The 24,305-nt window shown below is 53.4% G+C and carries 22 protein-coding genes; 7 read left to right on the forward strand and 15 right to left on the reverse strand.

From position 1 onward, the window contains the following. Positions 1 to 40: 40 nt before the first annotated feature. The 13 genes from dnaB to ACXJJY_RS00530 form a co-directional block, all read right to left on the reverse strand. Positions 41 to 1,432, reverse strand: coding sequence for a replicative DNA helicase (gene dnaB / locus ACXJJY_RS00470; RefSeq protein ID WP_456384535.1), 1,392 nt, complete (start codon positions 1,430 to 1,432; stop codon positions 41 to 43). A 181-nt stretch (positions 1,433 to 1,613) separates the two neighbouring features. Further along, the gene (gene rplI / locus ACXJJY_RS00475; RefSeq protein WP_456384537.1) at positions 1,614 to 2,075 is read right to left on the reverse strand and encodes a 50S ribosomal protein L9; all 462 of its coding nucleotides are present in this window, start codon (positions 2,073 to 2,075) and stop codon (positions 1,614 to 1,616) included. Between the two features lie 266 nt (positions 2,076 to 2,341). After that, positions 2,342 to 3,265, reverse strand: a complete 924-nt coding sequence (locus tag ACXJJY_RS00480; protein WP_456384539.1) for a DUF2232 domain-containing protein — start codon at positions 3,263 to 3,265, stop codon at positions 2,342 to 2,344. 73 nt (positions 3,266 to 3,338) lie between these two features. Beyond that, positions 3,339 to 3,578 (reverse strand): 30S ribosomal protein S18, encoded by a 240-nt coding sequence (gene rpsR, locus ACXJJY_RS00485; RefSeq protein ID WP_456384541.1) that lies wholly within the window; start codon positions 3,576 to 3,578, stop codon positions 3,339 to 3,341. 36 nt (positions 3,579 to 3,614) lie between these two features. Then, positions 3,615 to 4,025, reverse strand: coding sequence for a 30S ribosomal protein S6 (rpsF, locus tag ACXJJY_RS00490; protein WP_456384543.1), 411 nt, complete (start codon positions 4,023 to 4,025; stop codon positions 3,615 to 3,617). Positions 4,026 to 4,179: 154 nt separating this feature from the next. Then, positions 4,180 to 4,614 (reverse strand): MazG nucleotide pyrophosphohydrolase domain-containing protein, encoded by a 435-nt coding sequence (locus ACXJJY_RS00495; RefSeq protein WP_456384545.1) that lies wholly within the window; start codon positions 4,612 to 4,614, stop codon positions 4,180 to 4,182. An 11-nt stretch (positions 4,615 to 4,625) separates the two neighbouring features. After that, positions 4,626 to 5,195, reverse strand: coding sequence for a response regulator (locus ACXJJY_RS00500; RefSeq protein WP_456384547.1), 570 nt, complete (start codon positions 5,193 to 5,195; stop codon positions 4,626 to 4,628). Positions 5,196 to 5,247: 52 nt separating this feature from the next. Beyond that, positions 5,248 to 6,084, reverse strand: a complete 837-nt coding sequence (locus ACXJJY_RS00505) for a CheR family methyltransferase (RefSeq protein WP_456384548.1) — start codon at positions 6,082 to 6,084, stop codon at positions 5,248 to 5,250. A gap of 64 nt (positions 6,085 to 6,148) precedes the next feature. After that, positions 6,149 to 7,312, reverse strand: coding sequence for a protein-glutamate methylesterase/protein-glutamine glutaminase (locus ACXJJY_RS00510; protein WP_456384550.1), 1,164 nt, complete (start codon positions 7,310 to 7,312; stop codon positions 6,149 to 6,151). A gap of 302 nt (positions 7,313 to 7,614) precedes the next feature. Further along, positions 7,615 to 8,094 carry a chemotaxis protein CheW gene (locus ACXJJY_RS00515; RefSeq protein WP_456384563.1) on the reverse strand — a complete coding sequence of 160 codons (480 nt, stop codon included), beginning with the start codon at positions 8,092 to 8,094 and terminating at the stop codon, positions 7,615 to 7,617. A gap of 43 nt (positions 8,095 to 8,137) precedes the next feature. Beyond that, on the reverse strand, positions 8,138 to 10,294 hold the full coding sequence (locus ACXJJY_RS00520) for a methyl-accepting chemotaxis protein (protein ID WP_456384604.1): 2,157 nt from the start codon (positions 10,292 to 10,294) through the stop codon (positions 8,138 to 8,140). Between the two features lie 128 nt (positions 10,295 to 10,422). Further along, positions 10,423 to 13,305: a hybrid sensor histidine kinase/response regulator gene (locus ACXJJY_RS00525; RefSeq protein ID WP_456384606.1), complete on the reverse strand. Its 2,883-nt coding sequence runs from the start codon at positions 13,303 to 13,305 to the stop codon at positions 10,423 to 10,425. Positions 13,306 to 13,630: 325 nt separating this feature from the next. Beyond that, positions 13,631 to 14,071: an FKBP-type peptidyl-prolyl cis-trans isomerase gene (locus ACXJJY_RS00530; protein WP_456384608.1), complete on the reverse strand. Its 441-nt coding sequence runs from the start codon at positions 14,069 to 14,071 to the stop codon at positions 13,631 to 13,633. A gap of 272 nt (positions 14,072 to 14,343) precedes the next feature. Here ACXJJY_RS00530 and hisI point away from each other — a divergent pair, with 272 nt between their 5' ends. The 3 genes from hisI (at position 14,344) to yihA (ending at position 16,402) form a co-directional block, all read left to right on the forward strand. Further along, the gene (hisI, locus tag ACXJJY_RS00535) at positions 14,344 to 14,802 is read left to right on the forward strand and encodes a phosphoribosyl-AMP cyclohydrolase (protein ID WP_456384709.1); all 459 of its coding nucleotides are present in this window, start codon (positions 14,344 to 14,346) and stop codon (positions 14,800 to 14,802) included. Positions 14,803 to 14,912: 110 nt separating this feature from the next. Continuing rightward, entirely contained in the window at positions 14,913 to 15,785 is an 873-nt protein-coding gene (gene hisG / locus ACXJJY_RS00540; protein ID WP_456384610.1) for an ATP phosphoribosyltransferase, read from the forward strand. 29 nt (positions 15,786 to 15,814) lie between these two features. Then, the gene (gene yihA / locus ACXJJY_RS00545) at positions 15,815 to 16,402 is read left to right on the forward strand and encodes a ribosome biogenesis GTP-binding protein YihA/YsxC (protein WP_456384612.1); all 588 of its coding nucleotides are present in this window, start codon (positions 15,815 to 15,817) and stop codon (positions 16,400 to 16,402) included. 712 nt (positions 16,403 to 17,114) lie between these two features. Here yihA and lepA read toward each other — a convergent pair. Continuing rightward, positions 17,115 to 18,905 carry a translation elongation factor 4 gene (gene lepA / locus ACXJJY_RS00550; protein WP_456384614.1) on the reverse strand — a complete coding sequence of 597 codons (1,791 nt, stop codon included), beginning with the start codon at positions 18,903 to 18,905 and terminating at the stop codon, positions 17,115 to 17,117. Positions 18,906 to 19,189: 284 nt separating this feature from the next. Between lepA and ACXJJY_RS00555 the strand changes: the two genes are divergently transcribed. From ACXJJY_RS00555 to greA, 4 genes are all read left to right on the forward strand, one after another. Further along, on the forward strand, positions 19,190 to 20,188 hold the full coding sequence (locus ACXJJY_RS00555) for a sigma-70 family RNA polymerase sigma factor (protein WP_456384616.1): 999 nt from the start codon (positions 19,190 to 19,192) through the stop codon (positions 20,186 to 20,188). 47 nt (positions 20,189 to 20,235) lie between these two features. Then, positions 20,236 to 21,420: a DegT/DnrJ/EryC1/StrS family aminotransferase gene (locus ACXJJY_RS00560; RefSeq protein WP_456384618.1), complete on the forward strand. Its 1,185-nt coding sequence runs from the start codon at positions 20,236 to 20,238 to the stop codon at positions 21,418 to 21,420. A gap of 17 nt (positions 21,421 to 21,437) precedes the next feature. After that, entirely contained in the window at positions 21,438 to 22,778 is a 1,341-nt protein-coding gene (locus tag ACXJJY_RS00565; protein ID WP_456384620.1) for a tetratricopeptide repeat protein, read from the forward strand. Between the two features lie 80 nt (positions 22,779 to 22,858). Beyond that, positions 22,859 to 23,344, forward strand: a complete 486-nt coding sequence (gene greA / locus ACXJJY_RS00570; protein ID WP_456384622.1) for a transcription elongation factor GreA — start codon at positions 22,859 to 22,861, stop codon at positions 23,342 to 23,344. Positions 23,345 to 23,350: 6 nt separating this feature from the next. Here the strand turns inward: greA and ACXJJY_RS00575 are convergent, their stop codons facing one another. Further along, positions 23,351 to 23,962 (reverse strand): TetR/AcrR family transcriptional regulator, encoded by a 612-nt coding sequence (locus ACXJJY_RS00575; RefSeq protein WP_456384624.1) that lies wholly within the window; start codon positions 23,960 to 23,962, stop codon positions 23,351 to 23,353. Positions 23,963 to 24,305: the final 343 nt, after the last annotated feature.

A 24,305-nucleotide genomic window follows, 5' to 3' on the forward strand; every position in this document is an offset into this window, starting at 1 on the left:
TTTGCCGGATTGCAGACCCGGTCGGGCAGGAGAGTGTCTCTTAACCGTATTCTTCTCCGGGAGGCTGCATGGGGGTGTAGTTTTCAAATGCAGTGTACTGGGAGAGGAAGGTCAACTTGACCGTACCGATAGGTCCGTTACGCTGTTTACCGATGATCACCTCGGCAATGCCCCGGTTGGGATTGTCCTCTGCGGTGTTATACACCTCGTCGCGGTAGATGAAAAGGATAAGGTCGGCATCCTGCTCAATGGCGCCGGACTCGCGCAGGTCCGAGAGCTGGGGCCGCTTGTCGTTACGGGATTCCAGGCTTCGGTTGAGCTGAGAGAGTGCCAATACCGGGACATCAAGTTCCTTGGCCATGGCTTTGAGCGAGCGGGAGATGTCACTGATCTCCTGGGTACGGTTTTCGATATTGGACTTACCCTTCATCAGCTGAAGATAGTCGACCACAATCAGGCCAAGGTTGTGTTCGGCCTTGAGTCGCCGGGCCTTGGCCCGCATGTCAAGCACACTCATGGCCGCTGTATCGTCGATGAAGATGGGCGCGTCAGTGAGCATGCCGGTGGCCCGGGTCAGTTTGGGCCAGTCGCTCTCCAGCAGTCTGCCGGTCCGGATTCGCTGGGAATCGACGCGGCCCACCGAGCAGAGCAGACGCAGGGCCAGTTGCTCCATGGACATCTCCAGGCTGAAGACACCCACAGGTACCTTACCCAGAAGAGCGGCATGCTGGACCATGTTCATGGCCAGGGCGGTTTTGCCCATACTGGGACGGCCGGCGAGAATGATCAGGTCCGAAGGCTGCAGCCCGGCAGTCATCCGGTCGAGCTCTTCATAGCCCGTGGCCACACCGGTGATGTGTTCCTTACGTTCAAAAAGTTTGGTTACCCGCTCAAAGGCCTGGGGTACGATCTTGGCCATGGGCTGAAACCCCTGACCCTTTTTGGCCTGGGCGATCTCAAAAATGGCCTGTTCGGCGTCGTCGACCAGGGAGTCGATATCGTCTTGTTCCTGGTAACAGCGGGCAGCCACTTCTGTGGCACTGCGGATGAGGCGACGGAGAATGGATTTCTGGCGGATTATTTTCGCGTGGTGGACCAGGGTCCCGGAAAAGGGAATGATGTTGGTCAGTGAGGCCAGGTAGGCGGGTCCGCCGACCTGATCGAGTTTGTTCTGGTCGCTCAGAAGGTTGGTGACCGTGATCAGGTCATGGGGTTCTCTTTTTTCAAAGAGTTGCACCATGGCCTGGTAGATCAGCTTATGGGCATTGCGGTAAAAGTCTTCCGGTTCGAGGATCTCGATAATTTTGATCAGGGATCCGTCCTGAACCAGGACGGTGCCAAGTACGTCCTGTTCCGCCTCCACATTCTGGGGCGGCAGGGTACCGGCATGGTGCTGTTCCTGTGGCAAGGGTGACGATGGTTGCACAGCCATATCAGTTCACCTGGAAAAATCTCTGAGCCATGCAGGATCCAGAGAGAAAAAGAGGCGGTTTTGTCAACGGTCAGAAACGACGAATGGTTTTTCCCGCATACTATGCAGGAAAAACCATTCGTCAGGCAAGCAACTGATTTACGGCTGCCGGCAGAACCGGCAGCTTCGTGCTCCTGGCAGCCTAAGCCGCGTCAGCCGCAGTTTCCGGTACGACCTGCACGATGATATCCGTGGTCATCTGGTAGCCCACCTTGACAGCAACTTTGACTTCGCCAATGGCCTTGATTGGTTCTGCCAGCAGAATGGCTTTGCGATCAACAGCAAGACCGGCTTCTTCGAGTTTCTCTGCAATGTCACTGGTGGTAACGGAGCCAAAGAGACGGTTCTCTTCGCCAACCCTGCGGAAGATCTCAATAGTTTTGCCTTCCAGTTTTTCGGCCATGGACCGGGCAGCTTTTTTCTGCTCTTCGAGTCGGGCGGCGATGGCAGCCTTCTCGCGTTCGAGCCGGGCCTTGTTTTCCTTGTTCGCGGGTACGGCAAAACCTTTGGGAAAGAGATAGTTTCTGGCATAACCAGGCTTGACTTTTACAATGTCTCCTTCCAGCCCGAGATTGTCAATTGTCTTTTTCAGTATGATTTCCATCGGTTGGATCCTCTTTTGTCATATTCGCAGGAATTATCGAAAAATGAAGCAGTACAGTACCCGCCTGGATTAGTTTGTTTGGCTCTAAACGGTCTGTGAACGTCTTCAGCTCCTTTCTGAATAACTATCTAATGGCTCCTGCTACGGGTGTTTGCCGGTACAGATTTTCTCTCCGGTAAAGGTATCCCGGAGACTCTGTTTCAAAGACGAACTTCTTTTTACGGCATCTGGACAAAAAAACCGGTATTATCGAATGGTTCGTCATGTCATGTGTTCTGGTGTTCATCCTCCGGCGGGATCCGGAATTTTCTGAAATCCAGCCAGACATCGGCAAGCCCGAGCATGGCCACCAGCAGCAACCCGTAACTCTGGACAATAAGGATAATATACAGGACCATCCTCAGATATCCAGGTACTTTCCACCGCTCAAGCAGAAACACAACCACTGCCAGGCCCTGAAAAAAGTAGAGCAGCCCCATGATCAGGGCGAGACTGGTACCCAGGTCACGAATGAATCCCCGGCCAACCAGGATGAGCACTCCGGCCCCGATTATTCCCAATACCAGGCGGTCGGGCAGCTGCCACTGGCTATATGGAGGCCAGGGAGCTGATTCCGGTTGCAGGCGTCTGAGTATTCTGGCACCTGCAACCAGATTGAGCCAGACGGTCAGCACCAGAGAACAGGCAAGCACTCCGGGCAACACCCGGGGAATCAACATCCTTATGTCGTCAACCACTTCTTTCAGGGCCAGGAGCATTTCGGGAGAAAGCTCGGTGCTTTGACGATAGGCCTCGTAGGTCTGGGCAAATCCGGCATCCAGCATCTCCACGAGATGGCGGTAGGGATTGACCCCCTGGGTTATTCCGTAGATGGCCCAGAGAATAAACCAGGTAAGGCCGAGAACAAAAACTCCGCGCCTGCCGGCCGCAGCCGGTGATTCGCCCTGCACGCTGCTTCGGTACAGACTGTAGCCCAGCGGTACCAGGCTCAGAACAAGAAGCCCCATGCCGAACTCGCCGGTACCTATCGCCACCATGAAAGAAACGACAAGACCGTTTCGCAGATAGATGCTCCCCTGACGCAGGCCATGAACCCGGAGGGTGTAGAGGACCGGGATAGCCAGCAGTCCTGCCCCCCAGCTGAAAAGGGAGGGTATCAGGATTGGCAGGGAAAATACAGCGGCCAGCAAGACCGCAGGACCAGATAGTGGCGAATTGTTCGCGGGTCTGGCGCTGTCATGCTCCGCCACAGTCAGTAATTGCTCAGAACTGTGTTGGACCTGTATACGGCAGAAGGGCCAGCTGGCGGGCACGTTTTACCGCCTCTGTAAGCTGTCGCTGGTGCCTGGCACAGGTGCCATAGATGCGTCTGGGAATTATCTTGCCCCGTTCCGTGACAAAATTACGTAGTGTTTTTGCATCCTTGTAGTCTATGACCAGTTCTTTGTCAGTGCAGAACCGGCACACCCGGCGACGGGTAAATATTCTTTTGCGTGGAGCCATTGTGCTTCTCCTTGTGTTTTTGTTCCGGTTCAGAAATTACTCGGTTTTCTCTTCGGCTGGGGAAGTCTCGGCAGCAGGGCCGACCTCTTCGGTGCTTTCTTCGGGTTCTGCCTTGGCGGCAATCAGTTCCCTTTCCCTGGCGATCTCCTCGGCATCAATGGAATCGGCCAGTTTAATGGTGAGGTAGCGCAGAACCCGGTCATCGATGCGGAAAATACGCTCCATTTCCTCAACAGCGGTAGCCGGGGCGGCATAGTTGATGTAGACGTAGTAGCCCTGCACCTCTTTCCTGATCTCGTAGGCCAGTCGTTTCATGCCCCAGCGATCAAGATCGATGATCGTACCGCCATCATCGGTAATGATGGCATTGGTACGCTCGATGATTTCCGTGAATTGGTCTTCGCCCAGGTTTGGACGCAGAATGTAGGTGGTTTCGTAGTGACGCATGGTTCCTCCTCTTGGTCAAAACGGCCCTCGCTTCAATCCCTGGGGTGAGAGCGAGAAGGTAATTGTTGGTGAATTTATCAGTTAACACTGATGAATGGACAGTGTCAATAGAAAACTGGCAGGAAAAAAGGACTTCCGAGGCAGAAAAAGTGGTTCAGAGGGATTTATTTTCCTTTTTCTTGATAGCTTCCCATTGCCTGCGAAGGGCTGCGTCGTCACCGGTGGGTGAATCGCCAAAGACATGGGGGTGCCGCCGGATCATTTTTTTACAGATAGAGGACAGTGCCTCGGAAGCAGTGAAATCGCCGCGGTCAGCGTACATGGCGTTGAGCATGCCCAGGATGTAAAAAAGATCGCCAATTTCCTCGCAGACGTGTGCGGGATCATCCTCCTCGATGGCGTCCGCAAGCTCTGCCGCCTCCTCCAAGAGGTATTTTTTCAAGCTCTGCGGTGTCTGTCGCCGATCCCAGGGACAGCCATCTGCAGACCTGAGCCTGGCGATGATGTCCTTCAGTCGGAGAAATCCTTGTACATCCCCGGCGTCACTCAGGGACAGTTGTTTTATCGACTTGCGTGAATTGTCCGGCACGGTGTAATTGGTCAGTGGTTGCCGATAATTGTAAGAGCTTCTGTTATCCGCAGTCCCTCATCTTTTTCCGGATCCGAGAGAATAGCCTGGATTCTGTCGAGCTTGAGCTGGAGGTCAGCAGCGGTAATTTCCAGGTTCTGTATGGTTTGGGCAGCCGAGGATTCAGTGACGGTCATGGCCTCCCGAAGATCGTCGGCATTACGGATCAGTGATTTGACCTCGCTGATTTTTTCCAGGCGAATAAAGAGTTCATCGAAATTAACTGGTTTCTCCAGGTAATCCACAGCTCCTTTTTTCATTGCCTCCACCGCGGTGTCGATCGATGAATGAGCTGTAATGACGATAACTTCTGTATCTATACTCTTTTCCTTAACCACCTGGAGAAGTTCGATTCCACCGATATCTCCGGGCATTACCAGGTCGGTGATGACCACATCGAATCGCTGATTGACGAGCTTGCGGGCGGCCTCGACACCATCTTCGGCAACCGAGACCCTGTAACCGGCATCCTCTAACCTTTTTTCCAGCAGACGGCGGACAACCGGATCATCGTCTGCGACGAGAATGGACATATGGTTCATGGCAACTCCTTGGATCGGGTGCGCTGCATTTTTCTGAAATCTGAATCTAATATTACTTGAGTTGATAGTAAAGAGCCTTGAGATGCCTCCTGGGAACAAAACGGGGGCATATTCCAGTCAAAGACTCTGTGGCGCCGATTATAAGGTATCCGTCAGGTTCAAGGGCGTCCGCCAGGCGGTTAAAGAGTTTTTTCCGGTCTTCGATGGTGAAATAAATAGCTACATTGCGGCAGAAAATAATATCGAACTTGCCAAGGCCGGTGAAGGGCAGCATCAGGTTGAGCTTGCGAAAGGTGGCCATTACTCTGAGTTCATCTTTAACCTGCCAGTAGCCTCCCGCCGGAGTGAAATATTTTTGCAGCTTGTCCCTGGCCAATCCTCTTTCAATTTCAAACTTGTTGTATCTTCCCCGGGAGGCCTGGGCGATTGCGGTGTCAGAGATATCTGTCCCGAGTAGTTTTATGTTGTATTTCGAGGTATCTCCCAGGAGCTCTTTGAGGACAATGGCGATGGAGTAGACCTCCTGGCCGGTGGAGCAGGCTGCGCTCCAGATGCGGATTCTCGGTTTGGTGAATTTTGATTTTGGAATCCGCCGGTCGAGCAGATCGGGCAGGATTTTGTGCTGCAGGAGCTGAAACGGGCCGGCATCGCGAAAAAACAGGGTCTCATTGGTTGAGATTGCATCGATAATTTTGCGCTCGATCAGTTTACGAGAATCAGAGCGTGCCTTCTGATAAAGCTCCTTGAAGCTTCTGCAGCCAAGTTCTTCGGCAACTTGCGACAGCCTGGTCTCTATGAGATATTTCTTGCTGGCGTCAAGATATATCCCGGAAATATCGTGAATATACCGGGTTATGATGGAGAGTTCTTCAGGGGTTATTTTCAGCATGCAGCAGACCGGAAATTTTGCTTTGGGAAAGAGATGTATGTAAAGGGTTTACTGGTCATCTGCTTTAGCGGCATTGAACGGTTTTCACAATTTCGCCGGCAATTTTGTCAAGGGGCGCAACAACGTCAACAAGGCCTTTTTCAGCCGGTGCCTTGGGCATCCCGTAGACAACACAGCTGGCCTTGTCCTGTCCGATAACCCAGGCACCCTTGCGCTTGAGAACTTCAAGTCCTCTGGTCCCGTCCGACCCCATTCCGGTCATGATCACCGCAGTGGCCCTGCCGACATAATAGTCTGCCACGGAACGGAACAGATAATCCACCGATGGTTTGCAACTGTTCTCCGGGGGATCGTCTGTTATCCGTATAAGCCTGCTCCGGCCGTCGGTCGACGCCACAAGTTTCATCTGTTTGCCGCCTGGGGCAATATAGGCGATGTTGGGAAGAATCGGCTCTCCATCTTCAGCTTCCTTGACAGTGAGGGCACACTTGGCATTCAGGCTGTTGGCCAGGGATTTTGTGAAAACCGGGGGCATATGCTGGACAATAACCAGGGGCACGCCAATATCTCCGGGCAACATGGGCATCATCCGGGCAAGAGCATTTGGTCCGCCGGTGGAAATTCCGATGGTGACGATTTCAGATTTGCTCTGGCGGTCAGAAGTCTTACTGAGCCTGGAGGCCGGGGCGCAGGGTTTGCCGGTTTTGCCTGCACCTGAAGCGTCTTTGCACCGTCCGCGCAACGATGTACCCAGGGGTTTGCCGGGTGGCAGTTTTCTGCCGCCGATCCGGTTGCCAATGGCGCCAACGGTTGTTCGTCCGCTCTGAAAGGCTTTGATGAGGGGTGCAAGCAGATCACGGAGTTCTTGTTTGCTCTGCAGTATATTGTTTGTATTTGGCTTGAGAATGAAATCAAATGCTCCAAGCTCAAGGGCTTTCATGGTCATCTCGCCGCCTTCAGTGGTCAAGGTAGACACCATGATGGCGGCAGTTTCCGGGGCCTCCCTGCGGAGGGCTTCCAGCACTTCGATACCGTTCATTTCCGGCATTTCGATATCCAGGGTCAAGAGGTCCGGCTTAAGGGTCCGCACCTTGGACATGGCTATCTTGCCGTTATGAGCCACCCCGACAACCTCGACGCCGGGCATTTCAGAAAGAATGTCGCTGACAGCCTTGCGGTAAACCACTGTATCGTCAACGACCAGGACTTTTATTTTTTTGTTGAACATTTGTGTGAGAGCTTGAGTTTTGAAGTTGAGTGGTCCTTCCTGCTCTCGGCTCTGGCCTGACCGGAATGGTCGGATGGCGTGCCGGGAAAAGTGCGGGCGGACAAGTGAGAACCGTTGCACCTGGTTTACCAGGCCTTGCCGATTCCGAGCTCAAAAAAATCAGGATACCTGTGCCGAAATCGGTTTTCTCCTTTTATCCGTCCCTGTCTTTAACCTTCTCGGTGCACGAACAGGCAGGCGATTTGACCTCATGACGACAGCAGTTCAGGTATAAAGAGAAGCACGTGCTCTATTTGGATAGATCAGCTCACACGATGACTCGTGCGGCTTTCACTTTCCATCTTGAGTACCTCTTCTACATCAAGGATGCCGATAAGTTTGTCCTTGGTTTTGTAAACACCGGTGAAAAAATTACCCTGTATCCCCGACATGTTTGCCGGTGCAGGCTCGATTTTGTCAGGATTCGCCATGACCACATCACTGATGCGGCGAACCAGCAAGCCAATATGCTCGCCCGGGGCATTGACAATTATATTTCGGGGGTCGTCTCCAAGGCTTGTTTCGTCCAGCCCAAGTTTTTTGCCCAGATCGATAATAGTGACAATCTGTCCTCTGAGGTTCAGAATGCCGGTCACATAGCTTGGAGCCTGGGGCACTCTTGTCATTTCCATTAGCTTGTTGATTTCCTGCACCTTGAGAATGTCCATGCCGCACAGGGCATCGCCAACATAAAATGTTGCCAGCTCGATGATATTTTTTTCAGTGGCAATGGTTGCTGTCATATCTGCTCCAAAGATGTGGATTTGATTGGATACGGATTATATTTCAGCCGAGTCGGAAACGGCTGATCATCGATTTAAGCTCCTCGGCCAGTCGCTGCAGGTCTGCCGCCCGGTCATGAACCTCACGGCTATCCTTGGAAATACTCATCGCCGCTGCATTGACCTGGGCCACATCACTGGATATTTCCTGGGAAACACTGGAACTCTGGGCCACGTTTTCAGCCACTTCGCCAATACCTTCACCGGCCTGGAGGATGTTGCTCGTCAGCTCGTGCATGGTGCCGGACTGTTCGTCAAGAGCGGTGGAAATAGAGGAGACAATGGAGTCGATCTCCTTGATGACATTTGTGATGTTGCGGATGCCCTCCACAGTGACACCGGTTGAGCTCTGAATATCTTCGATCTGCTTCTTGATTTCGCCAGTGGCTTCAGCGGTCTGCTTGGCCAGGTCCTTGATCTCGTTTGCGACCACGGCAAATCCTTTGCCTGCTTCACCGGCCCTGGCTGCCTCGATGGTTGCGTTGAGGGCCAGGAGATTGGTCTGGGATGATATCTCGGTAATGGTCTCGGTAACCTTGCCGATATCCTGGGCAGCCACACCAAGTTTATCCACTTTGCTTGAAATATCCCCTGCCTCGCGAACCGCGTTGCCGGTGATCCCCTTGGCCTTGGAGGTGTTTTCCTGGATTTCCTGGATAGTAGAGGTTATCTCTTCAGTGGCAGTTGTCATTACATTGAGATTTGCGGCAGCCTCTTCGGTTGCAGCTGCCACACTGGCCATATTGGAACTCATTTCTTCAGCAGCCGCGGCCACATTTTCCGAGCGCTGGGCTGTATCTCCGGAAGATTCATCCAGGTTATTGGATACTGTTACCAGGGAGCCGGCGGCATCGTTCAGGTTGAGAGCATTGTTTCTGATTTCTTCAACCATCCTGGCCACGTTTTTCAGAAAACCGTTATAATAGACGGTGAGCTCGGAAAATTCATCGTGAACCACGGCTGAAAAAACCTTTTTGCATTCACTGCACGATTCGTACTCGCCGTTTGTTATCTTGGGACACTGGGGGTTATCGGACAGGGAGCCTGCCGATTCCCAACAGTAGCCGGTTTTGCCATACATCCTGCATTCGCTCTGACCACATTCAGACAATGATGAACAGTTGACCTCGTCAATGCAACTGGAGTCCAGGTGCTGGGTCAGGTCACCACTGGAAGCCTTTTCGAAACGGTTAGTGAGCTCACGGATCGGTTTGTTTATGGTCGAGTTGAACAAAAACCAGACGACACCCTGCACCATGAGAATGGCGGCCAGGCCAAGTCCGACAATAGCACTCGTGTTCCTGCGGGCTTCGGCCAGGGGGGCGGAGATATCCATCGACACCTCAATAATACCGGCGGCCTTGCCGGAATAGTCACGAAGGGCCTGGAAGGCGGTCATTATGGTCCGGCCGTTGTCGTTTCTGACTATGGAGTGATAACCATCGCCCTGCATCGCTTTGCGGAGCACATCTTTTTCTGTCTCGATCTCCTGGCCATCCATGGTCGAGGCCTGATAACGAAACGAAGCTCCATCGGGAACCACCAGTGCGACATCGTTACCGATGACCTTTTTGATTTCGGAAAACAACCCGTTGTTCAGCGGGGCCCCGAATTCCACAGAACCATAATGTTTTCCGTTGTAATCTACAGGGACCACGGCCCGGATGGAAAGACCTGCTTTTCCCTTTTCTATTGCAGAAATCGCTCGGTGGCTGTTGTTGGCATCGACAACTGTTTTTCTGAAACCAGACAGGTCATCACCATATTTTTCCGGTTTCTGCAGCCTGAGAAACGATATTGCCGGCGGGAGATGAAAGTGGAAGACATTGAGGGATGTGTGCAACTGCAATTCCTTGTACAGGGGCAGGCAAAGCTTCAGCATGGATGCCCGGTCCCGGTTGGCAAGATACTCCTGGACAGAAGGAATGTGGGCCACGGTCTCGGCGAGCAGCAGGGTTTTTTCTTTTTCAGTTTCGATATAGATTTGTGCTCGCTGAAGGTGTTCCTCCAGCTGCAGTCGGCTTTTGTCCAGGGTCTGGCTGGTGGTGGTTTTGTAAAAAACAGCCACCGGGATGATAACCAGGGTAGCGATGAGCAACCCAAGGGCGACGAGAAAACGGGTTCGTATTTTGCGCGGACGAAGCTTTTGCAGGATCACCATCTTTCTTCTTCTCCTGTTGAGACTGGGCAGAGAGCGGTTGACGCCGCTACCCTTTCCTGGCCGCCAGTTGCTTTTGGAATGTGCGGGCCGGGAGCATATACCAGTATTGCTTCACAACGTAGCCGGTGTCAGGCTGCCATGGCTTGACGGGCATACTTATGGACACTTTCCATGAGCCGTTCCTTATCGAGCTTGATGTGATATTCATCAAAACCAACCGCCTTGCCCTTTGCTATGTCCTCATCAGCAGCCAGGGTCGTAAGGGCGATGACCGGCAGATGGGCAAACCGGGAATCACCCCTTATCTTTTCGGTCAGTTCAAAGCCGTCCATGTTGGGCATTTCGATGTCTGTCACCACCAGCGTAATTTCGTCGGCCCGTTCTTCCAGGGTCTGGAAAGCTTCGACCCCGTCTTCAGCCTCGATGACATGATAACCGGCCTCTTCCATGTATCCTTTGACCTGGTTACGGAAGAAGTTCGAGTCTTCGACCACGAGAATGGTTGCGGCCTCCTCTTCCTCCACAATTTCACTGAGGGCGAGATCGGCGAACCATTCAGGATGAACGGCCTGGACAAGTTCAAAGATGTCCACCAGCATGGTGGTCTGGCCATCAATAATGGCAGAACCCATGATGCCGGTCTGCTTGAGGGTGACATCGTCAATGTCTGCCGCCACTTCGATGGCGTCAACCGGTCCTATGGCGAGCAGACCGATATCCTTGTTGGCCAGGTGGAAGACGATGACCAGCAGGTCGTCTTGCTCCTTGATCGGCTGGACCATGGCCACGTCGTCGATACAGAGAAGGGGCAGGCTGCCCCCGCGGTACTGCATCACCCGGCGGCCACCCACATCCTCGATGTCGGTAATCTTGATTTTCTCAACCCGCTCGACCATGTTGAGCGGAACACCGAACTGCTCCTCTTCTGAACTGCGAAAAATCAGCAGAGCCTGTTTGTCGCGACGGGCAATGATGGCCTCTTTGGCTGCTTCCGCGAGCTCCTGAGCCCTGTCCGAGCCTTCCATTGATGTCAGGCCGGCCATTTGGGCCAGGTTGCTGACATCGAGGATCAAGGCAATACGCCCGTCTCCCATGATGGTTGCTCCAGCATAGCCGCGGCATTGCTGCAGGTGACGGCCAAGCGGTTTGATGACAATTTCCTCGGAGTCATGCAGCCGGTCGACTATCACTCCGTACTTCATGGTTCCGGTGGAAACCACGACAATGTTGAGCGCCGAAGCCGGGCCCTGTCTCCGTTCTTTGGCTTTCCGTTCCCTGGCCGCTTTTTCTTCTTCGCCTGTGAGGCGTTCCTGGTCTTCCGTGTCGTTACGAAACAGGGGACTCTTTTTGGATCTCCGGTCGGCGATATTGACCCTCCGGTCCGGTTTGGTTTGTCCGTCCTTTGGATCATAATAGGTCCGTTCTATTTCCAGAACATCCGAAAGGCGGATCAGGGGCAGCAGGTTTCCGCGCAATCGTACCACCTCGGCATCTCCGACCCGTTCCACCCTGTCCTTGACCTGGGATGCCGGGATACGCAGCAGTTCTTCCAGGTTGACCTGCGGGATAGCATACCTCTCTCCTCCGGTCATGACTATCTGGCAGGGGATGATGGCCAGGGTCAGGGGAAGCTTGATCGAAATGGTCGTGCCTTTGCCAACCTCGGACTCGATTTCGATGGAACCGCCGAGCTTGTCCAGGTTGGTTTTGACCACATCCATTCCAACACCACGACCGGAGACATCGGTCACCTTCTTGGCGGTCGAAAAACCGGGCAGGAGGATGAGGTTGATCTTTTCCTTCTCCGACATGGTTTTGGCCTGTTCCGCTGTGATCAACCCTTTGTTGACCGCAGCCTGGGCAATCATTTCACCGTCAAGCCCTTTTCCGTCGTCGGAGATTTCGATAACTACCTGGCCTGCCTCATGGTAGGCTTTCAGAACGATAAGGCCTTTGGGGTCCTTACCTTTTTTGACCCGCTCGTCAGGATGTTCGATTCCATGGTCCACCGAGTTACGAATCAGGTGGGTCAGTGGATCGTTGATCGCTTCGATTATGGTCCGGTCCAGTTCAACTTCCTTGCCGACAATAGTGAGCTCTATTTGTCGACCGAGTTTTTTGGCCAGATCGCGGACAACCCGGGGGAACTTGTTGAACACGTTACCGATGGGCTGCATTCGGGTGAGCATGATGGCTTCCTGGAGCTCGGAGGTCACCAGGTCGATTCGCTGGCCAACTGCCTCGGCATTGCGGACATCACCGGAGGTTATGGTCTGCAGAAGCTGGTTTCTCGACAGGACCAGTTCGCCGGCAAGGTTCATCAACTGGTCGAGCAGGCTCACATTGACACGGATGGTTGCGTCCGGCTTGTGCGAAGTGGAGGACGGTTTTTTCTTGGGCGTTTTGGAAGGAGCCGGAGCGCTCTGTGTCGACGCCGGCTCTGGTGGTTCCGGTGACGGTGTTGAGGCTGTTTCAGTGGTTTGAACGGGTTCTGGCTCTGGTTCAGAAACCGGAGTGGCTGCCGTGGGCTCCACCTCTTCTTCTGCGACAGTTTCTTCAGGCTTTTCTTCAGCAGCCGGCTCTGGTGCCGGCTCACTGGCCTTGGCTGCGGGTGCCGGAGCCTCGCCACCTTCATAGATGGCATTGAGCGCGGTCAGGTGCTCGGAAATATCCACATCGTTGCTGTCCTGGATATTTTCGATCAGTTGCTGCAACTCGTCCGAGGCCTGCAGCAGGACGTTGATGATTTCCGGAGTCGGAATCAGTTTCCGGCTTCGGATAAGTCCCAGCACGTTTTCGGCCGCATGGGCCAGCTCCTGGATGACTGTCAGACCCATGAAACCCGCCCCGCCTTTGATGGAATGGGCGGCTCGAAAAACCTTGTTGACCAGGTCATCGTCAATGTCCGCCCCGGCATCCTCAATGGCCAGGAGGTCGTTTTCTATATCTGCCAGATGCTCAAGTGATTCTTCTATGAAACCCTGTAGAATTTCATCATCTTCGATAGGCATACCTTAAGCTCCCTTACAATGCTGGACAGCGATGCTGTCCTATCTCGTCTTGAATAGCGCCGGACATCACGGCGTCAAACGGGACTTTTCCGTTTTTCGGCAGCGGACCGGTTCATGCCGGGTAGTCCTGCAAAGGTCGCAGGGCAACCATATTTCGTATTTTACGGGTATCCTTGCAGGGTTGTACAGATTTTTTTTTATCTGTCTGAAAAAAAAAGATGGTGTATGGTCCGGTACCCGGCCGGGAAAGAGAAATAAATGAGCTCGAAAGGGGCCAGGCCTTCTGGTTGATCCTGCCGGGGATGGCGATGGAATTTACGGGACGTTACTTGTTGATGCCCACCAGGTTGATGGTATAAATGATGGGTTTGCCGGCCAGGGGATGGTTGTAGTCCACGGTGACTGTGTCGTTGTTTGCCGACAGAACCGTTGCCGGGACTTGTTCTTCACGGCCATCCTTTTCCAGGGCCAGAGAGAGTATCATGCCGGGCTTGGGCTCGATTTTGCCTTCGAAAAGGGAACGGGGCAGGGTATGAACCAGTTCCTTGTAGTATGGACCATAGGCATCTTCCGGCGCAATTGTCACCGTTCGGGTCTGTCCAGGTTCCATGCCCAGGAGGGAAACCTCCACTGCCGGGAAAATCTTGCCATCACCGATGGACAATGTGAGAGGCCTGTTTTTTGGAGTCGCGTCGATAACCTCGCCGGACTCGAGGGTGGCCTTGTAGGTGATGGTGACGGTGTCGGTCAGGGCTACTGGAGACATAATTGTTTTCTCTGCTTTTCTCTGGTTGATGTTTGTTGTTCACCATCATTGTAAAGAATTCCTCCCTGTTTGACAATAGGCTCGAGAAAAGAAAGACCGCCTCTTGACAAAGCAGGGTTAAGTGCATAAATGTGCTATTTCTTTGCATGGAAGGAGAGAAACAGATGGAACTGGAATGTGCAAAATACAGGGAGAAAATGGCCTCGGAAGAGGCCGGTTGCCGTCACCCGGGTGATTACTGCACCTATCGGACATCGTGCATCATCCACTTTATGGGTAGAGAGAAAAAATCAGACGGTGACACGAACCATCCCGATCCGGCGAGCTCTTCAAAAAAACAACCAACTGCTATGATATCACTTGATTTTTCCAAATCTGACAACGGTCTTTTGCCAGCGATCGTTCAAGACCATGCCAGCGGCGAGGTACTGATGCTGGCCTACATCAACGAGAAGTCCTGGAAAAAAACCATGGAAACCGGCAAGGCCCATTATTGGAGTCGCTCGCGAAAAGCCCTGTGGCTTAAAGGTGAATCATCGGGCCATGTGCAGGTGATCAGGGAGATTCTGGTGGACTGCGACGCCGATACCGTGGTTTTCAAGGTGGAACAGCTTGGAGGCGCAGCCTGTCATAAGGGGTACCGAAGCTGCTTCTTTCGCCGGGTGAAAGATGGAAAGCTGGTGATCGACCAGGAGCCGGTATTTAATCCCAAGACCGTTTACGGGTCATGAATGGATTCCGGAATCCAGACAGAGCAGGTGGACAGATGAGAGATGCAGGCCTGTTCCCGGCCATTGCCGGGACAGTCTTTACCCGCTAACCGCTTCAACCTTTTAGGATTATGAAACAACTGAAACTGGGAATCCCCAAAGGCAGCCTGGAAAAGGCTACCATCGACCTGTTTGCCAAATCCGGCTGGCAGGTCAAAATGATGTCGCGAAATTACTTCCCCTCCATCGATGATCCGGAGCTCTCCTGCTCCATCTGCCGGCCTCAGGAGATGTCCCGCTATGTGGAGTCGGGCATGCTTGATGCCGGGATCACCGGCAAGGACTGGACCCTGGAAAACGGCTCGGATATTGAGGTTGTTGCCGATCTTGTCTATTCCAAGGTCAGCAAAAAACCGACCCGTTGGGTGGTTGCAGTGCCCGGAGATTCTGATATCCATACCATAGAGGATCTTGAGGGTAAAAAGATCGCTACCGAACTTGTCAATGTGACCCGGAAGTTTTTCGAGAGCCGTGGCGTCAATGTGGAAATCTTTTTTTCATGGGGTGCCACTGAGGCCAAAGCAGTCTCCGGGCTGGCAGACGCCATTGTCGAGGTAACCGAAACCGAGACAACCATTCGGGCCCATGGTCTGCGGGTTATTCATGAGCTCATGGAGTCCAACACCCAGCTCATTGCCAACAAAGATTCCTGGCAGGATTCCTGGAAGAGAGAGAAGATCGAAAATCTCTCCCTTCTGCTCCAGGGTGCTCTGCGTGCAGACCGGATCGTCGGACTCAAAATGAATGTTCCGCAGGAAAACTTTGACGAGATTCTCAAGATCCTTCCCAGCGTCACCGCCCCCACCGTGGCCCAGCTCTACAAACAGCCCTGGTTTTCCGTAGAGACTGTTATCTCCAGGCACCAGGTCCGCGATCTGGTGCCCAGGCTGAAAAAGCTCGGGGCCGAAGGCATCATCGAGTATTCGCTCAACAAGGTCATCTGAATGCAGTTGCCTGCAGGAAACAGTTTGTAATGGATTTTTACCGGGTTGAGTTTATCAAGGGAGTCTACTCGTTCAAAGAGTTGCCTGAACCGATATGGCCGGAGATCGCTTTTGCCGGCCGGTCGAACGTCGGCAAGTCCAGCCTGATCAATCGCCTGATAAAAAGACGGAACCTGGTCAAGACCAGCTCCCGGCCAGGCAAGACCCAGGCGCTCAACTATTTTGCCGTGGACGAGCGAATGTACCTGGTCGATCTGCCAGGCTATGGTTTTGCCCGGGTTCCCAAACAGATGCGCTCCTCCTGGGAGCAGCTCATAACCGGCTATCTCGAAAGGCGGGAGACCCTGGTCTGTGTGGTCGTGATCATTGACCTGCGTCACGAATTAAAAAACCAGGACAGGGAACTTGTGGACTGGCTCAGGCACCATCAAAAGCCCTTTCTCCCGGTCTATACCAAGGCAGATAAACTTTCTAAAAACAAGCAGATGAAGAATGCGGCCGCGCTGGACTCCGCTTTGACGATAACCCCGGACAAACGGGTCCTTTTCTCGGCCAGAACCGGACAGGGACGGGAAGATCTGGAAAGCAGGCTTGCAAACTATGTGGAAAATTGGTAGGTATTTTTGTGGCAACAGGCGGAGGAAAGATTTTACGGCTTAATGTGTAATAATTATTACGCAAAACCGCAAAAATCAAGGGGCAATGGAACAAAGGAGGAGATAAATGTCGCTGAGATCAGATTGGCCGTGCTGGGAAATTATGCAGTGCAAACCCGAACATGCAGCCCAGTGTCCTGCATATCAGTCCTCGCGTCCCTGCTGGGAGGTCATGCAGGAACTTGACGTCTTCTCGTTTAACATCTGCAAGGATTGCCTGGTTTATGTGATCAAACAGAAAAATCCCATCTTCAGCAAGGAAGAGATCTTAAGCATTATGTGTCAGAAAGGGGTGGACGTCACTGGCAGATGTTGTGTGGCAGACTGTCATTCAACGCGCTGAAGCCTATCCCTTTTTTCATGTAAAGCCCTGCTTGCCGGAGGCACCCTGGACAAGGACCAGGTTTTGGACCTTATTGTCCGCCCCGGTCTGCCTCGCCTGGCTTGGAAAAATCGGTCCGGCATATTCTGACTGGAAAGTCTGCAGGTCATCCGCCGGATGACCTGCGAATTCCTTCTGGAAGAGTGAGGATGAGCCCGGCTGTCTGGATATTGCCAGCCGCGCAGACAGTCCGGGATACGTTCCCGAACTCCTGCATATCAGGGCCGCATTACGTTTGCAATTCGCCCTGGAAGTACTTCAGTTGATCGTTACGGGCACCCGCATCCCGGCTCAGTCCGATTTGAGCACAGCCAGAAAGGCCCGCTGTGGTATTTCCACATTGCCCACGGTTTTCATCCGTTTCTTGCCCGCCTTCTGTTTTTCCAGAAGTTTTCTTTTACGGGAAATATCACCCCCATAACATTTTGCCGTTACATCCTTTCGCAGGGCCGATATGGTTGTCCGGGCAATGATGTTTCCGCCGATGGCCGCCTGGATTGCGATCTTGAACATCTGCCGCGGAATCTCGTCCTTCAGCCGTTCACAGGCTTTCAGGCCCCGTTCCCTGGCCCGGGAACTGTGGACAAGCTGGGAGAGGGCGTCCACCTGTTCCCCGTTGACCAGGATATCGAGCTTGACCAGGTCGCTTGGGCGGTAATCGATCAGTTCGTAATCAAAGGAACCGTATCCCTGGGTCACAGATTTGAGTTTGTCGTAAAAATCATAAATTACTTCGGCAAGAGGCAGTTCGCAGGTGAACTCGATCCGCCCGGGCATGGGATAATGGTAGTTGGTGTTCTCCCCTCGCCGCTCCATGCAGAGCGTCATGACTGCGCCCATGTAGCGCTCGGGGATATGAATGGTCGCCTTGATGAACGGTTCTTCTATGCGGTCGATGGAGCCGGGGTCGGGAAAATAGGCCGGGTTGTCCACCTCGCGCATGGTGCCGTCCTTGAGGTAGAACTGGTACTTGACCGTGGGTACTGTAAGAATGAGCGAAATGCCAAACTCTCGCTCCAGACGCTCCTGGACCACTTCCAGGTGCAGGAGTCCTAAAAATCCGCAGCGGAAACCAAAACCAAGGGCTGCAGACGAGTCTTTCTGAAAAGTGAGGGCCGCATCGTTTAGCTTGAGCTTTTCCAGGGCCGCAGCCAGGTCTTCATAATCATCGGTGGAAATCGGATAGATCGATGAAAAGACAACCTGTTGCACTTCCCTGAATCCAGGCAGCGGAGCAGGGCAGGGGTTGTCTTTGAGGGTGATGGTATCACCGGGTCTGGTGTCGGACACGGTCTTGACCCCGGCAATGATATACCCCACCTGGCCGGCACAGAGTTCCTTTTGCGGCTCCCTGGTCAGATGAAACAAGCCCACCTCCTCCACCTTGTACTCGGCCCTGTTGGACATGAAGACGATCTGGTCGCCGGGCCGGAGGCGGCCGTTGATAATCCGGACCGAGATAACCGTTCCCCGATAGGGATCGTAGTTGGCATCAAAGATCAGAGCCTCGAGAGGTTTGTCCGCGTCGCCTTCGGGCGGGGGCAGGTGCCTTACTATGGCCTCAAGCAGCTCATCCACACCCTCGCCGGTCTTGGCTGAACATTTGCAGATCATGTCTGCGTCCAGTCCCAGATCCTCCTCGATGGACCGGGCCACCTTTTCAGGTTCGGCCGAAGGCAGGTCGATCTTGTTGATCACCGGAATGATCTCAAGGTCGTTCTCCATGGCCAGGTAGAGGTTGGCCAGGGTCTGGGCCTCGACTCCCTGGGCGGCGTCGATGAGGAGCAGGGCTCCCTCGCAGGAGGACAGGGCTCGCGAAACCTCGTAGCTGAAATCCACATGTCCCGGGGTGTCGATCAGGTTCAGGGTATAGGTCGTACCGTCCTTTGCCTTGTATGGAAGGCAGATGGTCTGACTTTTGATGGTGATGCCACGCTCCCGCTCGATGTCCATGGAGTCGAGCATCTGATCCTTGAACTCCCGGTCGGTGACCATGCCGCAAAGCTGGATCATCCGGTCGGAAAGTGTAGATTTTCCATGGTCTATATGAGCGATGATGCTGAAATTTCGAATATGCTGCATGGGCAGATAGAAACCTGTGTGAAATTTTTCCGCTTTTTCCGTCGCAGAATGCGATTGGCCAAACCGGGCAGAATTGATAGCATACTTCCGCTGAAAAAAAAACCATTCTGCGTTGTAAGCACGAGAAAACCGGTTGTCAGGGCAAAGGAATTTTGCGATTGACAGTGAATTTTTTTCTCCGATGTTATATTATGCACAAAGTCCCTCCCTGGTTGAGGGATATTTTTTATTGTTGCCTGCGGACAGGTTGCTGAAAATGAAAACATGATGGAACCGGGGACGGTATGGCTTTACAGGATTCTCAAGACTCCCAAGACACCTCGACGGAACTGTTGCCGCGGCAGGTCCACCCCCTGGTCGCCCTGCCGGACGAAGAGAACCTGCCTGCTGTCAGTAATCCTGCCCTGCACCGTTATCTTCAGGAAATCAGTCAATATCCTCTGCTTTCCAGGGAGGAGACCGATGAACTTGCCAGGAGGTTCAAAGAGACCGGCGATCCTGAAGCAGCTTATCGGCTGGTGTCCTCAAATCTGCGCCTGGTCGTCAAGGTTGCCATGGATTTCCAGAAGTACTGGATGCAGAACTTCATGGATCTCATCCAGGAAGGTAATGTCGGACTGGTTCAGGCAACCAAGAAGTTCGACCCTTACAGAGGAGTAAAATTTTCCTATTATGCCGCCTACTGGATCCGGGCCTATATCCTGAAGTTTATCATGGACAACTGGCGTCTGGTCAAGATCGGTACTACCCAGGCCCAGCGAAAGCTTTTTTTCGGCCTCAACAAGGAAAAGAAACTGCTGGAAGCTCAGGGGTTCAAGCCCGACGTCAAGCTGCTGGCTGACCGTCTCAACGTCAAGGAAAGCGAAGTTATAGAGATGAGCCAGCGTATGGACAACTGGGATGTCTCCCTGGAAAGTCCGGTACGTAATGACTCTGAAGACGAGCAGAAAAACTTTCTTCCCTTTGAGGGCCCAGGCATCGAAGAGATCGTTGCCGGCCGGGAAATGCAGGAAAAAATCCGGGCAATACTTTCCAGCCTGAACGACCGGCTCAATGACAAGGAAAAGATGATTCTGGAGTCACGGCTGTTGAGCGACGAGCCCCGGACTCTGCAGGCCATTGCCGATGAATTCGGGATCTCCCGGGAACGTGTGCGCCAGATTGAGGTCAATCTGCTGAAAAAACTCCGCCAGTACCTTGAGAAAGAGCTTCCTGACATCCAGAATTTTTTTGGCGACGACGACCAAGCCCCCACCCCGGATGTCCGAAAATCCGCATCCTGATATCCGTCACCGGCTCCCCCTTGTTTTTACTCGAAGGTCAGAGGAATATGAAAGTACCTCTTCTTGATTTGCAGCCGCAGATGCAGCCGCTGCGTGAAGAAATTCTGACAGCGGTCACCGCTGTCATCGATTCAACCCGCTATATCCTTGGCCCGGAAGTTGTCGGCCTGGAGAACGAGATTGCCGGTTACTGCGGAGCGCATAGTGGCGTTGGGGTGTCCAGCGGTACCGATGCCCTGCTTGTCAGCCTGATGGCGCTTGGAATCGGCCAGGGTGACCTGGTTTTGACCACGCCCTACACTTTTTTTGCCACCATGGGTTCGATCATTCGCACCGGCGCTTTACCGGTTTTTTGCGATATCGATCCTGTTTCCTTTAACCTCGACCCGGAGGCCGTGGCCGGGATCCTTGAAGAAGATTCCCGGAAGGGAAAGCGAATTCGGGCGATCATGCCGGTACATCTGTTTGGCCAGTGCGCCGCCATGGAGAAAATTCTCGACCTGGCCCGCAGCTACGAAGTACCGGTGATTGAAGATGCCGCCCAGGCAATAGGGGCCGAGTATCCGATGATGACCGAGCAGGGTGTTGTCTGGAAACGGGCCGGCAGTATGGGTGACACCGGTTGTTTCTCGTTTTTCCCCAGTAAAAACCTGGGCGGCATCGGCGATGGCGGCATGGTCACCACCAACGATCCTGTCCTGGCCGACCGGCTGCACTCCCTGCGCAACCACGGGGCAGAGTCTAAATATTTCCATGCCAGTGTTGGCGGTAATTTCCGCCTTGATCCCGTCCAGGCAACGGTGCTGCGCATCAAGCTTGCACACCTGGAGTCCTGGCACCGGGGACGACGCCGCAACAGTGAAAAATACCGGCAGTACTTTTCCGATGCCGGCCTGAATGGAAATCCGGTCCAGCTGCCAGAGGCAGTGTACCGTGATTATCCTGGCGCTGCTGAACATAATTTTCACATCTACAATCAGTTCGTCATCCGGGTGCCGCGGCGTGATGAGTTGCGGACCTATCTCCAGGAGCACGAAATAGGGTGTGAGGTGTATTATCCCCTGTGTCTGCACCAGCAGGAATGCCTCAAGTCTCTCTCTACGGAAAGCGGGCGGTTTCCGGTGGCAGAGCAGGCGGCTAAAGAAAGCCTGGCCCTGCCCATCTATCCTGAGCTTTCCGATGCGCAGATCCAATATGTAGTTGAAACGGTACACTCCTTTTATCATCGCTAAGATGTGACCACATCGTGATGAAACCTCATCTGTATAAATATTTCAGCAGTACGGTCCTGCTGTTCTTTCTCCTTGGCCCGGTTCAGGCCGACGACGGAAAGTCCGGAGCCGTTCTCCCGTCAGAGGGTGCTCTTGGAGTTCCGGAGAGGGACATCGCTTATCCTGACCTGCTGGCTCCTGCCTGGAAACAGACCTGGGACCTGGCCCGACAGCTGGTTCGCGACCGCAAGCTGGACGAAGCGCGGATCCAGTACCAGCTCCTGCTTGGGAAGAAACCCGGGGTCGACGAGGCCCGGTGGGAATACACGACAATCCTGATTGAACAAAAACACTGGGACGAGGCTGGCCGCCAGCTCGAACAGTTGCTTGAGCATGACCCTGAAAACGGGAAGTATGTCCTGGCCTTGGCCAGGGTTTCGCTGATGACCGGTAATTATGACCGTGCACTTTCCCTGTACGGACAGTTCTATGAACGCAATCCGGACAGCCCCAGGGCGGTCAATGCCCTGCATGGACTGGTCACGGTACTGGAACGGCAAAAGCGTCCCGAGATGGTGCTGCCCCTGGTGGAACAGCTCATGTTACGCGAACCCCAAAACAGAGCCTTGCAACTCAAGGCGGCCCGGTTGGCCCTGGAGCTTGACAAGGTGGAGCGGGCCCGGAACCTCCTGCAGACTCTTCGTGTCAAAGAGCCGTACAACCCCGAGGTTATCGGCCTGCTGGCCAAGGCCGCGGACCGACTTGGCCTGGTCGGGGAAGCGGCTCTCTGGTACCAGGTCCTGGTCGGACTGGAGCCGGAAAACCAGGAGGCAAACAGGTGGCTGCTCAAGTATTACCATGCCCTGAACCAGCCGGCCATGGAACTGCGCCACGTGGAGGCCCTGCTCAAAGGTAACCCTGAGGACGTATCACTTCTTGAGAGGGCCGGCATGTTGAATATGGAGCTGGGCCAGACCGGGCGGGCCCTTGACTATTTCTATTTCAGCCAGATACTTGATCCGGATAATGAACTGCTTGCCGGGGAAAAGAAAAAAGCCGAGGAAAAACTGGCCCGGGAACTGGTAGCACTGGTGGAAAACCGCGGGGCCGACATGTTGTGGGACGATCTTGACCGGATCACTTCTGACCGGATCGGGGTCTACCGGGCCATGGCCAGGCTGCTTCAGGCCCAGGGCAAGCAGGAGGAACAGATCGCTGTTTTGCGGATACTTTTTCTTGAAAACGGTCTCACTGCGGATGAATGCTGCCTTCTGGCACGTCTGCTCCAGGATCGCGGTCAGGGGACGCCACCGGATTGCTGCCAGCCTGCAGCAAACAGCCCCGGGAAAGACCTGGAGAGAAAGGACAACACTCCTTGATCTCGGACGAAATCCTTGTTTTTGGATAGACACTAACTTGTAACTTATACTTGTTGTACGGTATTGGAGGAGGACTGACAATGGTAGAGCGAATTCCGATGTCAAAAACCGGGCATCAGCGTCTTCGTGAAGAGCTTGACCGGCTTGAGCGCGTGGACCGGCATGAGGTGGTCAAGGCCATCGAGATTGCCCGGGCCCATGGTGATCTCAGTGAAAACGCCGAGTATCATGCGGCCAAGGAACGACAGGGGATGATCGAGGGGCGGATCATGGAGCTCAAGGATAAGCTTGGCCGAGCCGAGGTTATCGACTGTTCGCAGGTCCGTTGCGACAAGGCGGTCTTCGGTACGGTGGTGACCCTGGTGGATATGGACACGGACGAGGAGGTTACCTACCAGCTTCTGGGTCCGGAAGAGGCTGATGTAAAAAAAGGTTCGATTTCGGTGCTTTCTCCCCTGGGGCGCTCCATCCTGGGCAAGGAGGTCGGTGACGAGGTGGTGACCAAGACGCCGGGCGGAGTGCGAGAATTCGAGGTGGTCGATATCAGGCCCGCACCGGTGGAATAAGACAGGTCAGGCTCGATCCTCAGGTTTTTTCTCTCCCGGGGTCAGGATACCGAGTTGAAAAATGTCGGTTACCTGCCTGGCTGTTTCCTCGACCGTATATTCTGTTTCCAGGTTGAGGTTCCATATCCTGGCTATTTCGTCCAGGGCCCCGAAAATCGCCCTTTTGGCGATACCGGGCAGGATGTCCTGGCGAAAGACGTTTTCTTCCTGCCCTTTTTTTATGATTGACGAGACTATATTGACGTATTCGCTGAACTTGTTGTTGCGGTAATCGCGGATCAGCTTGTTGGTCTGCCTGAGCTCGATCTGGATTACCTCGGCCAGGTTGCGATTTTTTTTCATCTCCGTCAGATGTTTGGTGATGAAGATCTCCAGCATCCGCCGCGGATCGTCTTCCTTGGCCAGCAGACCGGTCATCTGATCGACAAGGCGCCCTATTTCCTGTTCGAATACCGAAATCAGGATGTCAAATTTATTGTTGAAATAAAGATAGATCGTACCGTCTGCTACCTTGGCTTCCTTTGCAATATCGGAAATCCTGGCATTGAAAAAACCTTTTTTGGCGAAAACTTTAGTGGCGGCACGAATGATTTTTCCGTGTTTGTCTACTGATTTCATTATGTTATGCAGAGGAAATGTGAAGACGATAATGAATGAGTGTTCATTCTTTAAGGTAACAGAGTGTTTTGTCAGGTGTCAAGTAAAAGAGAAATTGGTGAAATCGCGAAGTGAATTTATCTCTTTTCAGGGCGATCCTGGATGTTCCGATGTTGAGTGTGTTCCCGGTTTCTGCTACATTGACCCGAAACAAAGATCAGAAAGAGGGTAGAAGGAATCAGGGAGGGCTTCTGGAAGCCTGCAGCGACAAGCGGTGTGTCGAAGGGACGACTGTGTAGAGCACGGTAAATATAGCAGGCTCCTGCGGGTTTGTTCCCAACCCTGAGTTAAGCCGTTTTTCCAG

This window comes from Desulfolithobacter sp. (assembly GCF_054025815.1).

Coding starts and splice junctions, on each gene's coding strand:
- ACXJJY_RS00525 (WP_456384606.1), bottom strand. CDS start 13,305: ATGCCTATCGAAGATGATGAAATTCTACAGGGTTTCATAGAAGAATCA.
- rpsR (WP_456384541.1), bottom strand. CDS start 3,578: ATGGCTCCACGCAAAAGAATATTTACCCGTCGCCGGGTGTGCCGGTTC.
- ACXJJY_RS00505 (WP_456384548.1), bottom strand. CDS start 6,084: ATGCTGAAAATAACCCCTGAAGAACTCTCCATCATAACCCGGTATATT.
- ACXJJY_RS00530 (WP_456384608.1), bottom strand. CDS start 14,071: ATGTCTCCAGTAGCCCTGACCGACACCGTCACCATCACCTACAAGGCC.
- lepA (WP_456384614.1), bottom strand. CDS start 18,905: ATGCAGCATATTCGAAATTTCAGCATCATCGCTCATATAGACCATGGA.
- hisI (WP_456384709.1), top strand. CDS start 14,344: ATGGGTAGAGAGAAAAAATCAGACGGTGACACGAACCATCCCGATCCG.
- ACXJJY_RS00515 (WP_456384563.1), bottom strand. CDS start 8,094: ATGACAGCAACCATTGCCACTGAAAAAAATATCATCGAGCTGGCAACA.
- greA (WP_456384622.1), top strand. CDS start 22,859: ATGGTAGAGCGAATTCCGATGTCAAAAACCGGGCATCAGCGTCTTCGT.
- ACXJJY_RS00510 (WP_456384550.1), bottom strand. CDS start 7,312: ATGTTCAACAAAAAAATAAAAGTCCTGGTCGTTGACGATACAGTGGTT.
- dnaB (WP_456384535.1), bottom strand. CDS start 1,432: ATGGCTGTGCAACCATCGTCACCCTTGCCACAGGAACAGCACCATGCC.
- ACXJJY_RS00575 (WP_456384624.1), bottom strand. CDS start 23,962: ATGAAATCAGTAGACAAACACGGAAAAATCATTCGTGCCGCCACTAAA.
- yihA (WP_456384612.1), top strand. CDS start 15,815: ATGGATTTTTACCGGGTTGAGTTTATCAAGGGAGTCTACTCGTTCAAA.
- ACXJJY_RS00555 (WP_456384616.1), top strand. CDS start 19,190: ATGGCTTTACAGGATTCTCAAGACTCCCAAGACACCTCGACGGAACTG.
- hisG (WP_456384610.1), top strand. CDS start 14,913: ATGAAACAACTGAAACTGGGAATCCCCAAAGGCAGCCTGGAAAAGGCT.
- rplI (WP_456384537.1), bottom strand. CDS start 2,075: ATGGAAATCATACTGAAAAAGACAATTGACAATCTCGGGCTGGAAGGA.
- rpsF (WP_456384543.1), bottom strand. CDS start 4,025: ATGCGTCACTACGAAACCACCTACATTCTGCGTCCAAACCTGGGCGAA.
- ACXJJY_RS00500 (WP_456384547.1), bottom strand. CDS start 5,195: ATGAACCATATGTCCATTCTCGTCGCAGACGATGATCCGGTTGTCCGC.
- ACXJJY_RS00565 (WP_456384620.1), top strand. CDS start 21,438: ATGAAACCTCATCTGTATAAATATTTCAGCAGTACGGTCCTGCTGTTC.
- ACXJJY_RS00560 (WP_456384618.1), top strand. CDS start 20,236: ATGAAAGTACCTCTTCTTGATTTGCAGCCGCAGATGCAGCCGCTGCGT.
- ACXJJY_RS00520 (WP_456384604.1), bottom strand. CDS start 10,294: ATGGTGATCCTGCAAAAGCTTCGTCCGCGCAAAATACGAACCCGTTTT.